11 protein-coding genes are annotated in these 15,364 nt (G+C 63.1%); 8 read left to right on the forward strand and 3 right to left on the reverse strand.

Translation table 11 applies throughout. The features are described from left to right. Positions 1–32 precede the first annotated feature (32 nt). From mupP to G7026_RS15005, 3 genes are all read right to left on the reverse strand, one after another. Entirely contained in the window at positions 33–704 is a 672-nt protein-coding gene (gene mupP / locus G7026_RS14995) for an N-acetylmuramic acid 6-phosphate phosphatase MupP (RefSeq protein WP_181071721.1), read from the reverse strand. Beyond that, positions 704–1,402 (reverse strand): bifunctional 2-polyprenyl-6-hydroxyphenol methylase/3-demethylubiquinol 3-O-methyltransferase UbiG, encoded by a 699-nt coding sequence (ubiG, locus tag G7026_RS15000; RefSeq protein ID WP_181071722.1) that lies wholly within the window; start codon positions 1,400–1,402, stop codon positions 704–706. The genes mupP and ubiG overlap by 1 nt, the downstream gene beginning before the upstream one ends. A gap of 112 nt (positions 1,403–1,514) precedes the next feature. Continuing rightward, positions 1,515–2,849: a TRZ/ATZ family hydrolase gene (locus G7026_RS15005; RefSeq protein WP_181071723.1), complete on the reverse strand. Its 1,335-nt coding sequence runs from the start codon at positions 2,847–2,849 to the stop codon at positions 1,515–1,517. Between the two features lie 154 nt (positions 2,850–3,003). Here G7026_RS15005 and mtnA point away from each other — a divergent pair, with 154 nt between their 5' ends. The 8 genes from mtnA to rpsA all read left to right on the forward strand — a co-directional run bounded on the left by mtnA (position 3,004) and on the right by rpsA (position 15,332). Continuing rightward, positions 3,004–4,080, forward strand: coding sequence for an S-methyl-5-thioribose-1-phosphate isomerase (gene mtnA, locus G7026_RS15010; RefSeq protein WP_181071724.1), 1,077 nt, complete (start codon positions 3,004–3,006; stop codon positions 4,078–4,080). 133 nt (positions 4,081–4,213) lie between these two features. Next, positions 4,214–7,036 carry a DNA gyrase subunit A gene (gene gyrA / locus G7026_RS15015; protein ID WP_181071725.1) on the forward strand — a complete coding sequence of 941 codons (2,823 nt, stop codon included), beginning with the start codon at positions 4,214–4,216 and terminating at the stop codon, positions 7,034–7,036. A 120-nt stretch (positions 7,037–7,156) separates the two neighbouring features. Continuing rightward, on the forward strand, positions 7,157–8,242 hold the full coding sequence (serC, locus tag G7026_RS15020; RefSeq protein WP_181071726.1) for a 3-phosphoserine/phosphohydroxythreonine transaminase: 1,086 nt from the start codon (positions 7,157–7,159) through the stop codon (positions 8,240–8,242). Further along, on the forward strand, positions 8,242–9,339 hold the full coding sequence (gene pheA, locus G7026_RS15025) for a prephenate dehydratase (protein ID WP_181071727.1): 1,098 nt from the start codon (positions 8,242–8,244) through the stop codon (positions 9,337–9,339). The genes serC and pheA overlap by 1 nt, the downstream gene beginning before the upstream one ends. 105 nt (positions 9,340–9,444) lie before the next feature. After that, positions 9,445–10,554 carry a histidinol-phosphate transaminase gene (hisC, locus tag G7026_RS15030; protein WP_181071728.1) on the forward strand — a complete coding sequence of 370 codons (1,110 nt, stop codon included), beginning with the start codon at positions 9,445–9,447 and terminating at the stop codon, positions 10,552–10,554. 8 nt (positions 10,555–10,562) lie between these two features. Next, positions 10,563–12,794 carry a bifunctional prephenate dehydrogenase/3-phosphoshikimate 1-carboxyvinyltransferase gene (locus G7026_RS15035; protein ID WP_219858450.1) on the forward strand — a complete coding sequence of 744 codons (2,232 nt, stop codon included), beginning with the start codon at positions 10,563–10,565 and terminating at the stop codon, positions 12,792–12,794. Beyond that, the gene (gene cmk / locus G7026_RS15040; protein WP_181071730.1) at positions 12,791–13,477 is read left to right on the forward strand and encodes a (d)CMP kinase; all 687 of its coding nucleotides are present in this window, start codon (positions 12,791–12,793) and stop codon (positions 13,475–13,477) included. The genes G7026_RS15035 and cmk overlap by 4 nt, the downstream gene beginning before the upstream one ends. 172 nt (positions 13,478–13,649) lie before the next feature. Continuing rightward, on the forward strand, positions 13,650–15,332 hold the full coding sequence (rpsA, locus tag G7026_RS15045; protein ID WP_138409244.1) for a 30S ribosomal protein S1: 1,683 nt from the start codon (positions 13,650–13,652) through the stop codon (positions 15,330–15,332). The last annotated feature ends 32 nt before the right edge of the window (positions 15,333–15,364 follow it).

Here is a 15,364-nt window from a genome sequence, read left to right on the forward strand (position 1 = left end):
GGCAAGCGTCCCGCGAATGCGGGTGGGGGCATTCAGCAGCTGCACAGCGCTCGGTCGAGCACGGCACGCAATTCCAGGGGATGGTCGACGACGACATCGGCGCCCCAATGGTCGGGATTGTCGTCGGGGTGGATATAGCCATAGCGTACCGCCGCGGTCTTGCTGCCGGCGGCGCGGCCCGACTCGATGTCGCGCAGATCGTCGCCCACGAAGAGTACGGTGGAAGGATCCAGGTCGAGCTGGCTGCAGGCGAGCAGCATCGGCTCAGGATCGGGTTTGCTGCGAGTGACATGGTCGGGGCAGATCAGCACCGCCGAACGCTCGGCAAGACCGAGCCGCTGCATGATCGGCTCGGCGAAGCGCACGGGCTTGTTGGTCACTACGCCCCAGAGCAGGTTGGCCTTCTCGATGTCCTGAAGCAGGGTTTCCATGCCGTCGAACAGGCGGCTGTGCTCGGCGCAGCCGACCTGGTAGCGCTCGAGAAACTCCAGCCTGAGGGTTTCGAACTCATCGGCGAAAGGGTCGACGTCGAAGGCGTTGATCACCATCGCCCGGGCCCCGCCGGAGACCACGTCGCGAACCTGGCTTTCGGCCACCGGCGGCAGGCCGCGCGCTTCGCGCATCGCCTGGATCACCGCGACGAAGTCCGGCGCGGTGTCGAGCAGCGTGCCATCCATGTCGAACAAAACAGCGCGCAGGCGCATCAGGCCTCCTTCAGGGTCTGGATCATATAGTTGACGTCGACGTCCGGACTCAGCTTGTAGTGCTTGGTCAGCGGGTTGTAGGTGAGGCCGATGATGTCCTTGACCGCCAGGCCTGCATCGCGGCACCAGGCGCCGAGCTCGGAAGGGCGGATGAATTTTTTGAAATCATGGGTGCCGCGCGGCAAGAGTTGCAACACGTATTCGGCGCCGACGATCGCCAGCAGGTAGGCCTTGGGGTTGCGGTTGATCGTCGAGAAGAAGACCTGGCCGCCCGGCTTTACCAGCGCATGGCAGGCGCGTATCACCGAGGCGGGATCGGGGACATGCTCGAGCATCTCCAGGCAGGTGACCACGTCGTACTGGCCCGGCTCCTGTTCGGCCATCGCTTCGGCAGTGATCTGCCGGTAGTCGACTTCCAGGCCCGATTCGAGCAGGTGCAGGCGAGCGACCGACAGCGGCGCTTCACCCATGTCGATACCGGTCACCTGGGCGCCACGCTGGGCCATGGATTCGCTGAGGATGCCGCCACCGCAGCCGACGTCGAGCACCTTCTTGCCTGCCAGGCTGGTGTGCTCATCGATCCAGTTCACTCGCAGCGGGTTGATCTCGTGCAAGGGTTTGAACTCGCTTTCCCGGTCCCACCAGCGGTGGGCGAGGGCCTCGAATTTGGCGATTTCGGCGTGGTCGACGTTGCTCATTATTCGTTCCGTTTGAAAGCTCGAAGGGGAAGCGTTGCGTTCCAGTCGCTCATGTTGCCAGCTTACGGCTGGCGAAGGGACGCTGGTGTCCGCACCCGTGTAGGTCAGTTTGTCACACTCGCGGTCGGTCGCTGGCGCCGATCTTGCGGCCCCACTCCTGCGCGGTGGCGATCAGTTTCGCTTCGTCCATGCGGGTCAGGCGTCTGTCATCGAGCAGCTGCTTGCCACCCACCCAGACGTGACGAACGCAGCTGCGTCCGCTGGCATAGATGAGCTGCGACACGGGGTCGTAGATCGGTTGCTGGGCGAGGCTGGAAAGGTCGAAGGCGACCAGATCGGCGAACTTGCCCATCTCCAGCGAGCCGGTGCAACCGTCGATACCCAGCGCGCGCGCGCCGTTAAGCGTGGCCAAGCGTAGCGCGCGATGGGCATCCAGTGCAGTCGCCGAGCCGGCGACCGCCTTGGCCAGCAAGGCGGCGGTGCGGGTTTCACCGAGCAAGTCGAGGTCGTTGTTGCTGGCCGCGCCGTCGGTACCGATGGCTACGTTGACACCTGCTGTCCAAAGCCGCTCGACCGGGCAGAAGCCGCTGGCGAGCTTGAGGTTGGACTCCGGGCAATGGATCACGCTGCAGTTGTTTTCCACCAGCAAGCGAAGGTCTTCGTCATCGACCTGGGTCATGTGCACCGCCTGGAACCGCGGGCCGAGGAGTTGCATCCGCGCCAGGCGAGCCAGCGGGCGTTCCCCGTGATCGGCCAGGGCCTGCTGCACTTCGTGGGCGGTTTCGTGGACGTGCATGTGGATGGCGACATCCATCTCCGCGACCAGTACGCGGATCGTCTCGAACTTGTCGTCGCTGACCGAGTAGGGCGCGTGAGGCCCCAGCGCGATGTTGATGCGAGGATGATGCTTGAGGTCGTCGAACAGCGCCACGCCCTTGCGCAGGGCCTCGTCGGCGGTGCGCGCGCCGGGGATCGGGAAGTCCAGGATAGGCACGCAGATCTGGGCGCGGATGCCGCTGTCGTGGACCTGCTCGCTGATGATCTCCGGGAAGAAGTACATGTCGGAGAAACAGGTCACGCCGCTTTGCAGCTGTTCGGCGATGGCGAGCTCGGTGCCGTCCCGGGCGAAGCTTTCATCGACCCATTTCGCTTCCGCCGGCCAGATGTGCTCCTTGAGCCAGGTCATCAGCGGCAGGTCGTCGGCCAGTCCGCGAAACAATGTCATCGCGCCGTGACCATGGGCATTGATCAGGCCGGGCGTGAGCATCATGCCAGGCAGTTCGCGGCATTCATGCGTCCGATGCTTGAGCGCTTCCTCGCGTGGTGCGATCAGGGCGATGCGCCCGTCGCGTATGCACAGCGCATGGTTTTCGAGCACCACGCTCGCCGGCTCCACGGGTACCAGCCAGGTCGGCAGGAGTATCAGGTCGAACGGGGCGTCAGGCATCGGTGGGTTCCAGAGAGGGCGAGCGATCAAGTGTATTAAAGCAGCTGAAGGCTGGAAACCGTGGATCAAAAGCAGGGTGGACTATGCACGTTCGGGAAGGTCCGTTTCGTGCGTATAATGGCCGGCTTTTTGGGCCCGTATGGCGAGGAAAATGATGCGCGAGCGACTGCTGGCAGCGGAGAAGGTCAAGGCGATCGAATGGCGAGAGGATGCGTTGCATCTGCTCGACCAGCGCGTGCTGCCCCTGCAGGAAGTCTGGCGCAGTTACGGCGATGCGCCTGCCGTGGCCGGCGCGATCCGCGAGATGGTGGTGCGCGGTGCGCCTGCGATAGGCATTGCCGCCGCCTATGGCATCGTTCTGGCCGCCCGGGTTCGTCTGGCCGAGGGCGGCGATTGGCGCGCCGCGCTGGAGGCCGATTTCCAGGTGCTGGCCGACTCGCGGCCCACCGCGGTCAATCTGTTCTGGGCGCTCAACCGTATGCGCGATCGACTCGACAAGCTCAAGCCCGACGATGACGTACTGGCAGCGCTGGAGTCGATGGCCGTCAGCATTCATCAGAGCGACCGTGAAGCCAACCTGACCATGGCTCAGCTGGGTGCCGAGCTTATTCGCAAGAATCAGGGCAATCCGCAGAATCTGCTGACCCATTGCAATACCGGCGCGCTGGCCACTGGTGGTTTCGGTACGGCCCTGGGTGTTATCAGGGCGGCGCATCTGGAAGGCATGGTCGAGCGGGTCTATGCCGATGAAACGCGCCCCTGGCTTCAGGGCTCGCGCCTTACAGCCTGGGAATTGGCGGGAGAGGGTATCCCGGTGAGCCTCAATGCCGACTCGGCCGCCGCGCATCTGATGAAGACCAGGGGCATTACCTGGGTGATCGTCGGTGCCGACCGGATCACCGCCAACGGTGACGTCGCCAACAAGATCGGCACCTATCAACTGGCGGTGACGGCCATGCACCACGGCGTGCGTTTCATGGTCGTGGCCCCCAGCTCCACCATCGACATGAATCTCGAAAGCGGTGAGGACATTCCGATCGAGGAGCGGCCGGGGCATGAACTGCTCGAGGTGAACGGTCAGCGCTTCGCTGCCGACGTCGAGGCGGTCAATCCGGTGTTCGATGTCACGCCCGCCGACCTGATCGATGTCATCGTCACCGAGAAGGGCATCGTCGAGCGTCCGGATGCAGCAAAGATGGCGGCGCTGATGAGTCGGAGCCGGCTGCACTGATCGCGCCGGGCGCCTCGTCGACAGGGTGTCAGGTGACACCTCAAAGCGTGCCGCGGCAGCCTCCTGCCCCTCCCTTGTGTTACCATCCCGCGCTTAATGTAGGACCCTGCAGACTATAAGGAACCAGGCTTCCATGGGCGAACTGGCCAAAGAAATCCTCCCGGTCAATATCGAAGACGAGCTCAAGCAGTCCTACCTCGATTACGCCATGAGCGTAATCGTTGGGCGGGCGTTGCCCGATGCGCGCGATGGCTTGAAGCCGGTGCATCGCCGCGTGCTCTTTGCCATGAGCGAACTGGGCAACGACTGGAACAAGCCGTACAAGAAATCCGCGCGCGTCGTCGGTGACGTGATCGGTAAGTACCATCCCCACGGCGATTCGGCCGTATACGACACCATCGTGCGTATGGCGCAGCCGTTCTCGCTGCGCTACCTGCTTGTAGACGGTCAGGGCAACTTCGGTTCGGTGGACGGCGACAATGCCGCCGCCATGCGATACACCGAAGTGCGCATGGCTAAGCTTGCCCATGAACTGCTGGCCGACCTGGACAAGGAAACGGTCGACTGGGTGCCTAACTATGACGGCACCGAGCAGATTCCGGCGGTCATGCCGACCAAGATCCCCAACCTGCTGGTCAACGGCTCGTCGGGCATCGCGGTGGGCATGGCGACCAACATTCCTCCGCATAACCTCGGTGAAGTCATCGATGGCTGCCTGGCGCTGATCGAGAATCCGGAGATCAGCATCGATGAGCTGATGGGCTTCATTCCTGGTCCCGATTTCCCGACCGCTGGCATCATCAACGGTCGTGCCGGGATCATCGAGGCCTACCGCACCGGTCGCGGCCGCATCTATATCCGCGCCCGCGCCGATATCGAGGACATCGACAAGGTCGGTGGTCGCCAGCAGATCGTCATCACCGAGCTGCCTTACCAGCTGAACAAGGCGCGTCTGATCGAGAAGATCGCCGAGCTGGTCAAAGAGAAGAAGATCGAGGGCATCACCGAACTGCGCGACGAGTCCGACAAGGACGGTATGCGCGTGGTCATCGAGCTGCGTCGCGGCGAAGTGCCGGAGGTGATCCTCAACAATCTCTATGCCCAGACCCAGCTGCAGAGCGTGTTCGGGATCAACGTCGTGGCCCTGGTCGATGGCCAGCCACGCACGCTGAACCTCAAGGAGCTGCTCGAAGCCTTCGTGCGCCACCGCCGTGAAGTGGTCACTCGTCGGACCGTCTACGAACTGCGCAAGGCGCGCGAGCGTGGACACATCCTCGAAGGTCAGGCTGTCGCGCTGTCGAACATCGATCCGGTGATCGAGCTGATCAAGAGCTCGCCGACACCAGCCGAAGCGAAGGAAAAGCTGATCGCCAAGGCCTGGGAGTCCAGCGCGGTGGAAGCGATGGTCGAGCGCACGGGTGCCGACTCCTGCCGTCCAGAAGGGCTCGATCCTCAGTATGGACTGCGCGACGGCAAGTACTTCCTGTCGCCGGAACAGGCCCAGGCGATTCTTGATCTGCGCCTGCACCGCCTGACCGGCCTCGAGCACGAGAAGCTGCTGTCCGAGTACCAGGAAATCCTCACCCAGATCGGCGAGCTGATCCGCATCCTCACCAATCCCGTGCGGCTGATGGAAGTCATCCGCGAGGAACTCGAAGGCGTCAGGAAGGAATTCGGCGACGCGCGTCGTACCGAGATCCTGGAATCTCGCCTGGACCTGACCCTGGCCGACCTGATTACCGAGGAGGAGCGGGTTGTCACCATTTCCCATGGTGGCTACGCCAAGTCCCAGCCGCTTACCGCCTACCAGGCGCAGCGTCGCGGCGGCCGTGGTCGCAGTGCCACGGGCGTCAAGGAAGAGGATTACGTCGAACATCTGTTGGTCGCCAACAGCCACGCCACCCTGTTGCTGTTCTCCAGCAAGGGCAAGGTGTACTGGCTCAAGACCTACGAGATTCCCGAGGCTTCCCGTGCCGCGCGCGGTCGTCCGCTGGTCAACCTGCTGCCGTTGAGCGAAGGCGAGCACATCACCGCGATGTTGCAGGTGGACCTGGAAGCCGTGCGTCAGCAGGCGCCAGCCGGCGCCGACGAAGCTGAGGACGCCGACATCGTTTCGGTCGATGGCGAAGAAGTCGAGGAGCTGGTCGACGGCGACGACTCCGAAACGCTCTCCGTCGAAGAAACCGCCATGGCCACTGGTGCCTACATCTTCATGGCCACTGCCAACGGCACCGTGAAGAAGACTCCGCTGGTACAGTTCAGCCGCCCGCGCAGCGTCGGCCTGATTGCCCTGACCCTCGAAGAGGGCGACACGTTGATCGCCGCCGCGGTAACCGATGGCGCGCGTGAAGTGATGCTGTTCTCCGATGGCGGCAAGGTCATCCGCTTCAAGGAAAGCCATGTCCGTACCATGGGCCGTAGCGCACGCGGCGTGCGTGGCATGCGTCTGGGGGACGGTCAGAAGCTGATCTCCATGCTGATTCCCGAGCCGCACGCGCAGATCCTCACCGCTTCGGAGCGCGGCTACGGCAAGCGCACCGCAATCGAGGAGTTCCCGCGCCGCGGCCGTGGCGGCCAGGGCGTCATCGCCATGGTCAGCAACGAGCGTAACGGACAGCTGGTCGGCGCCATCCAGGTTCAGGAAGGCGAAGAGATCATGCTCATCTCCGACCAGGGCACTCTGGTGCGCACCCGGGTCGCCGAAGTCTCGTCGCTGGGCCGCAACACTCAGGGCGTGACCCTGATCAAGCTGGCCAAGGACGAGAAGCTGGTCGGCCTGGAGCGGGTCCAGGAGCCTTCCATGGAAGAAGAGCTGGAGGAGATCGAAGGCTCGCTGGACGAGGCGCTGCTGGAGAAGGAAATGCCGGTTGTCAGCACTGAGCCGAGCGAAGACGAGCTGCTCGGCGGCGGTGGAGACGTCCCGCCGGATGTAGTGCCTACCGACGACGAGGACTGATCCTGCAGCCGCGCCCTGTCCAGCGGGGCGCGGCTGGCGGATGCGCCCGGTCGACGGGGCGTGCGGTAAGGGAAGCCGGGGTCACTCTCGGCGATCTAAGACGAGTTGAGAGAACACGACGTGAGCAAACGCGCCTTTAATTTCTGCGCCGGTCCTGCGGCCCTTCCCGAAGCCGTGCTGCAGCGCGCACAGGCCGAACTTCTCGACTGGCAGGGCCGTGGCCTGTCGGTGATGGAAATGAGTCACCGCAGCGACGACTACATGGCCATCGCCAGCAAGGCCGAGCAGGACCTGCGCGACCTGTTGTCGATTCCGTCGAACTACAAGGTGTTGTTCCTGCAGGGTGGGGCGAGCCAGCAGTTCGCCGAGATCCCGCTGAACCTTCTGCCTGAAAACGGCATCGCCGACTATGTCGACACTGGCATCTGGTCGCGCAAGGGCATCGACGAAGCGCGCCGCTTCGGCAACATCAACGTCGCAGCAAGCGCCAGGGACTACGATTATTTCGCGATTCCAGGGCAGAACGAATGGCAGCTCAGCGACAACGCCGCCTACCTGCACTATGCCTCCAACGAAACCATTGGCGGCCTGCAGTTCGAGTGGGTGCCGGAGCTAGGCGACACGCCGCTGGTCGTGGATATGTCGTCCGATATCCTGTCACGCACCATCGACGTATCGAAGTTCGGCTTGGTCTACGCCGGCGCGCAGAAAAACATCGGGCCTAGTGGCCTGGTGGTCGTGATCGTCCGCGAGGACCTGCTCGGCCGAGCCCGTTCCAGCTGCCCGACCATGCTCGACTACAAGATCGCCGCGGACAATGGTTCGATGTACAACACGCCCGCGACCTTTTCCTGGTATCTCTCGGGGCTGGTCTTCGAATGGCTGAAGGAGCAGGGCGGTGTCGCGGCGATGGAGCAGCGCAACCGGGCCAAGAAGGACCTGCTGTATGGCTTCATCGATTCCAGCGCCTTCTATACCAACCCGATCTCGAGCAATGCCCGCTCCTGGATGAACGTGCCGTTCCGCCTTGGTGATGAGCGTCTGGACAAGACCTTCCTTGCCGGTGCCGACGAGCGGGGCCTGCTCAATCTGAAGGGACATCGTTCGGTCGGCGGCATGCGCGCCTCGATCTACAACGCGGTCGGTCTCGACGCGGTAGAGGCGCTGGTGGCCTACATGACCGAGTTCGAGAAGGAGCACGGCTGATGAGCGACGCCGACCAGCTCAAGGCACTGCGTGTGCGGATCGACAGCCTCGACGAAAAGATCCTCGGGCTGATCAGCGAGCGCGCACGCTGCGCCCAGGAAGTCGCCCGGGTCAAGACCGCCTCGCTGGCCGAAGGCGAGTCGGCGGTGTTCTACCGTCCCGAACGCGAAGCCTGGGTGCTCAAGCACATCATGGAGCTCAACCGCGGCCCGCTCGACAACGAGGAAATCGCCCGGCTGTTCCGTGAAATCATGTCTTCCTGCCTGGCCCTCGAGCAGCCGCTGCAGGTCGCCTATCTCGGCCCGGAGGGTACCTTCACCCAGGCGGCCGCGCTCAAGCACTTCGGTAATGCGGTGGTGAGCAAACCGATGGCGGCGATCGACGAGGTATTCCGCGAGGTAGCCGCCGGAGCGGTGAACTTCGGTGTGGTGCCGGTGGAAAACTCCACCGAGGGCGCCGTCAACCACACCCTCGACAGCTTTCTCGAGCACGACATGGTCATCTGCGGCGAAGTCGAGCTGCGTATCCATCATCACTTGCTGGTGGGCGAAACCACGCAGACTGAGCGGATCACTCGGATCTATTCCCACGCGCAGTCGCTGGCCCAGTGCCGCAAGTGGCTCGATGCGCATTATCCCAACGTCGAACGCATCGCTGTCTCCAGCAATGCGGACGCTGCGAAGCGGGTCAAGAGCGAGTGGAACTCGGCCGCCATCGCCGGCGATATGGCTGCGCAGCTCTATGGCCTGACGCGCCTGGCCGAGAAAATTGAGGACCGTCCGGACAACTCCACCCGCTTCCTGATCATCGGGAGCCAGGAAGTGCCGCCGACGGGCGACGACAAGACGTCGATCATCGTCTCGATGAGCAACAAGCCGGGCGCGCTGCATGAGCTGCTGGTGCCGTTCCACGCCAACGGCATCGACCTGACACGTATCGAGACGCGGCCATCGCGCAGCGGCAAATGGACCTACGTGTTCTTCATCGATTTCCAGGGCCACCACCAGGACCCCCTGATCAAGGATGTGCTCGAGCGCATCGGTCAGGAGGCCGTGGCGTTGAAGGTGCTGGGGTCCTATCCGAAAGCGGTACTGTAAGAAGCAGCTGGAAGCCGGAAGCCGGAAGCTGGAAGTCGGGAGCATGCGCATTGCTTCGAGCTTCGGGCTTCGGGCTTCGGGCTTTCAGCTCCAGTGGAGCTGAACATGTCGTGTGATTTTCTCGCCCTGGCTCAGCCGGGCGTACAGAAGCTGTCTCCCTATGTCCCTGGCAAGCCCGTCGACGAGCTGGCCCGCGAGCTGGGCCTGGATCCGGACGGTATCGTCAAGCTGGCCAGCAACGAAAACCCGCTCGGCCCCAGCCCCAAGGCGCTGATGGCGATTCAGGCAGCGCTGCCCGAGCTCGCGCGCTACCCCGACGGCAACGGCTTCGAGCTCAAACGCCGTCTGGCCGAACGCTATGGTGTGGAGTTGTCGCAGGTAACCCTGGGGAACGGCTCCAACGACATCCTCGAACTGGTTGCGCGTGCCTACTTGGCGCCAGGTTTGAATGCCGTGTTCAGCGCTCACGCTTTCGCCGTCTATCCCATCGCGACCCAGGCCGTCGGTGCGCAGAGCAAGATCGTGCCGGCTAAGGACTGGGGTCACGACCTGGATGCCATGCTGGCGGCGATCGATGAGCACACCCGCGTGGTATTCATCGCCAACCCGAACAACCCGACCGGTACCTGGTTCGATGCTGTGGCGCTCGAGCGCTTCCTCGGCAAGGTGCCGGAGCGGGTGCTGGTAGTGCTGGACGAGGCCTATATCGAGTACGCCACCGGTGGCGAGCTGCCGGACGGGGTGCGTTATCTGGCCGGGCATTCCAATCTGCTGGTCTCGCGCACCTTCTCCAAGGCCTACGGGCTGGCCGCGCTGCGCGTGGGCTACGCGCTCTGCTCGGCGACCATCGCCGATGTGCTCAACCGGGTGCGTCAGCCATTCAACGTCAATTCCCTGGCCCAGGCCGCCGCCTGTGCCGCGCTCGACGATCTGGATTATCTGGAGCGTAGCCGTGCGCTCAACGATGCCGGCATGGCTCAGCTCGAGGCCGGCTTTGCCGAGCTCGGCCTCGGCTGGATTCCATCGAAGGGCAACTTCATCGCGGTCGATTGCGCTCGCGATGCCGGGCCGATCAATCAGGCGCTGTTGCGTGCCGGCGTGATCGTTCGCCCGGTGGCCGGATACGGCATGCCGACCTACCTTCGCGTGACCATCGGTACCGAAGCGGAAAACCGTCGCTTCCTTCAGGCACTGCGCGAGGCGCTCGCCCAGTGAGCGATGTCATGCCGGTGCAACCTGTCGAGCCCATTATTGGTCGCCTGGTGGTGATCGGCCTAGGGCTGATCGGGGGATCCTTCGCCAAGGGGCTGCGTGAGAGCGGAGCCTGTGCGGAAGTGGTGGGGTTCGACATGGATGCCTCGTCGCGCGCACTGGCGGTCGAGCTTGGCGTGGTGGACCGCTGCGCCGAATCGTTGCAGGAAGCCTGTCTCGGGGCTGACGTGATCCAGTTGGCGGTGCCGATCCTCGCTATGGAAAAGCTGCTCGCGCAACTGGCGATGCTGGACCTCGGTCAGGCAGTGCTCACCGACGTGGGCAGCGCCAAGGGCAACGTGGTCGCCTGTGCGGCGAAGGTCTTCGGCTCGATGCCGCGACGTTTCGTCCCGGGCCATCCCATTGCCGGTTCGGAACAGAGTGGTGTGCGCGCTGCCAAGTCGACGCTGTTCCGCCGACACAAGGTCATTCTCACCCCGTTGGCCGATACCGATCCGCGGGCGCTGGAGCGGGTCGACGCGCTGTGGCGGCAACTCGGTGCGGACGTGGAGCACATGGAGGTCCGGCATCATGACGAGGTCTTGGCCGCGACCAGTCATCTGCCGCATCTGCTGGCATTCGGCCTGGTGGACTCGTTGGCCAAGCGCAACGAGAACCTGGAGATTTTTCGTTATGCCGCCGGCGGATTCCGTGACTTCACCCGGATCGCCGGCAGTGACCCGGTGATGTGGCATGACATCTTTCTCGCCAACCGCGAGGCGGTGCTGCACACGCTAGATGATTTTCGCCATGACCTCGATGCGTTGCGCGCGGCCGTGGACGAAGGAGATGGGCATCAATTGCTGGGCGTCTTCACCCGAGCTCGTGCGGCCCGGGAGCACTTCAGCAAGATTCTGGCTCGCAGGGCTTATGTGGATGTGATGCATTCGAACGATCTGATCTTCGTCGCCAAGCCGGGCGGGAAACTCGGCGGCTCGCTGCGAGTGCCTGGAGACAAATCGATTTCGCACCGCTCGATCATGCTCGGTTCGCTGGCCGAGGGTACGACCGAGGTCGAGGGTTTTCTCGAGGGCGAGGATGCGCTGGCGACCATTCAGGCGTTCCGTGACATGGGCGTGGTGATCGAAGGGCCGCAGCAGGGCAAGGTCACCGTCCATGGCGTCGGCCTGCGCGGATTGCAGGCACCGCCCGGGCCGCTCTATCTTGGCAATTCCGGCACCTCCATGCGCTTACTGGCCGGGCTGCTGGCGGCGCAGCCCTTCGACAGCGTCCTGGCCGGCGACGCGTCGTTGTCCAAGCGCCCGATGAACCGCATCGCCAAGCCGCTGCGCGCCATGGGGGCGGTCATCGAAACGGCGCCCGAGGGGCGCCCGCCGTTGACGATCCGAGGCGGCCAGCGACTGTCCGGCATGCAGTACGACATGCCGATGGCCAGCGCGCAGGTCAAATCCTGTCTGTTGCTGGCCGGTCTCTATGCGGTTGGGGAAACCGCCGTCACCGAACCGGCGCCGACCCGCGACCACACCGAGCGGATGTTGCGCGGCTTCGGCTACCCGGTCAGGGTCGAGGGTGCGACCGCCTCGGTCGAGCCAGGGCATCGGCTGACTGCAGCCCGGATCGAAGTGCCGGGCGATATCTCCTCGGCGGCCTTCTTTCTGGTCGCGGCGAGCATCGCGGAGGGCTCCGACCTACTGCTCGAGCATGTCGGCGTCAACCCGACCCGCACCGGGGTGATCAGCATTCTCAAACTGATGGGCGCTGACATCGAACTGCAAAATCTGCGCGAGGTCGGTGGAGAGCCGGTCGCCGACATTCGGGTGCGCTCGGCGCAGCTGCATGGTATCGACATTCCCGAAGATCTGGTGCCGCTGGCAATCGACGAGTTCCCCGTGCTGTTCGTCGCCGCCAGCTGCGCGGAAGGACGGACAGTGCTGCGCGGCGCCGAGGAGTTGCGCATCAAGGAGTCGGACCGCATTCAGGTGATGGCCGATGGGCTGCGCACGCTCGGCGTCAGCGCCGAGCCCACACCCGACGGCATCGTGATTCAGGGTGGTCCGATCGGAGGTGGCGAAGTGTGGTCCCATGGCGATCATCGTATCGCCATGTCGTTCAGTGTCGCGGCGCTTCGCGCCAGGGCGCCGATCCGTATTCACGATTGCGCCAACGTGGCGACGTCGTTTCCGAATTTTCTGGCCTTGGCCAAGCAAGCCGGCATGCATGTCGGTGAAGAGGACAACTCATGAACAATCCGCCGGTCATCACCATCGACGGTCCCAGCGGTTCGGGCAAAGGCACCATTGCCGCGCTGCTGGCCAAGAAGCTCGGCTGGAATCTGCTCGATTCCGGCGCGCTCTACCGGTTGCTGGCGTTCGCCGCGCGCAATCATGGCGTCGATCTGACCAACGAGGAAGCGCTCAAGGTTCTGGCCGCCCACCTGGACGTGCAGTTCGGCTCCAGCAAAGACGGGCAGGGGTTGAGCATCACCCTCGAAGGTGAAGACGTCACCCATGCGATTCGCAACGAGCAGATCGGTGCCGGCGCTTCCCAGGTGGCGTCCTTGCCGGCGGTGCGTGAAGCGCTGCTGCAGCGTCAGCGCGTATTTCTCGAAGCCCCGGGGCTGGTGGCCGACGGACGCGACATGGGAACCGTGGTGTTTCCCGACGCCGAGCTCAAGGTCTTTCTTACCGCAAGCGCCGACGAACGTGCCCGTCGACGCTATCTGCAGTTGAAGGGGCGTGGGGATGATGTTAATCTCGCGAGTCTTCTCGATGAGATTCAGGCTCGCGATGAGCGAGACAAGGGGCGCGAAGTTGCGCCGCTGAAACCAGCCGCCGATGCGATCATGCTGGATTCGACCTCACTTTCCATCGAGCAGGTACTGGACAGCATTCTGAGCGAGGTCGCCAAACGCGGCATCGCCGGGTGAAAGGACCGTCGAAAGGCGTTCCGTCAGGCCGCGGCAAAAGCCCTGCCTGGTGACAAGGAGGCATGCGGGAGACCAGATAGCGTCCCGCAGGCCTTTTTTTATATAAACGAACCCATGCCATCTGGGGTGTGGAAGTTGGGCGGATCCTCGCCCGAAAACAGCAGGAATCAACATGAGCGAAAGCTTCGCAGAACTTTTTGAAGAAAGCCTGAAATCCCTCGACATGCAGCCGGGCGCCATCATCACCGGCATCGTGGTCGACATCGATGGTGACTGGGTCACCGTCCATGCTGGCTTGAAATCCGAGGGCGTCATCCCGGTCGAGCAGTTCTACAACGAACAGGGCGAGCTGACCATCAAGGTGGGTGACGAGGTCCACGTTGCTCTGGACGCGGTTGAAGATGGCTTCGGTGAAACCAAGCTGTCCCGCGAAAAAGCCAAGCGCGCGGAATCCTGGATTGTTCTGGAAGCGGCTTTCGCTGCAGAAGAAGTGGTCAAGGGCGTTATCAACGGCAAGGTCAAGGGCGGCTTTACCGTCGACGTCAACGGCATCCGCGCGTTCCTGCCGGGTTCGCTGGTCGATGTCCGTCCGGTGCGTGATACCACTCACCTGGAAGGCAAGGAACTCGAGTTCAAGGTCATCAAGCTCGACCAGAAGCGCAACAACGTTGTCGTTTCTCGCCGCAGCGTGCTGGAAGCCGAGAACAGCGCCGAGCGCGAAGCTCTGCTCGAGTCCCTGCAGGAAGGCCAGCAAGTCAAGGGTGTGGTCAAGAACCTCACCGACTACGGCGCATTCGTCGACCTGGGCGGCGTGGACGGCCTGCTGCACATCACCGACATGGCTTGGAAGCGCATCAAGCATCCGTCGGAAATCGTCAACGTTGGTGACGAGATCGACGTCAAGGTCCTCAAGTACGATCGCGAGCGTAACCGCGTATCGCTGGGCCTGAAGCAGCTGGGCGAAGACCCATGGGTCGCCATCAAGGCTCGCTACCCGGAAAACACCCGCGTCATGGCCCGCGTCACCAACCTCACCGACTACGGCTGCTTCGCCGAGCTGGAAGAGGGCGTGGAAGGCCTGGTACACGTCTCCGAAATGGACTGGACCAACAAGAACATCCACCCGTCGAAGGTCGTTCAGGTCGGCGACGAAGTGGAAGTCATGGTTCTGGACATCGACGAAGAGCGTCGTCGTATCTCCCTGGGCATCAAGCAGTGCAAGTCCAACCCATGGGAAGACTTCTCCAGCCAGTTCAACAAGGGCGACAAGATCTCCGGCACCATCAAGTCGATCACCGATTTCGGTATCTTCATCGGCCTGGACGGTGGCATCGACGGTCTGGTTCACCTGTCGGACATCTCCTGGAACGAAGTGGGCGAAGAAGCCGTTCGCCGCTTCAAGAAGGGCGACGAGCTGGAAACCGTCATCCTGTCGGTTGATCCGGAGCGTGAGCGCATCTCCCTGGGCATCAAGCAGCTGGAAGACGATCCGTTCTCCAACTACGTGTCCCTGAACGACAAAGGCACCATCGTCCGCGGTACCGTCAAGGAAGTGGACGCCAAGGGTGCTGTGATCGACCTGGGCAATGACATCGAAGCGACCCTGAAGGCTTCCGAAATCAGCCGCGACCGCGTTGAAGACGCCCGCAACGTGCTGAAGGAAGGCGAAGAAGTCGAAGCGAAGATCATCAACATCGATCGCAAGAGCCGCGTGATCAATCTCTCCATCAAGTCGAAAGACGTCGAGGACGAGAAAGACGCGATGAAAGAACTGCGTACCAAGCAGGAAGTTGAAAGCACTGGCCCGACCACCATTGGTGATCTGATCCGTGCTCAGATGGAAAACCAGAACTAAGTTCGGGTAATCCATAGAAAAAGGGCGACTTC

Origin of the sequence: Stutzerimonas azotifigens, assembly GCF_013522725.1 — a bacterium.
In the GTDB taxonomy this organism is placed as follows: Bacteria; Pseudomonadota; Gammaproteobacteria; order Pseudomonadales; family Pseudomonadaceae; genus Stutzerimonas; species Stutzerimonas azotifigens_A.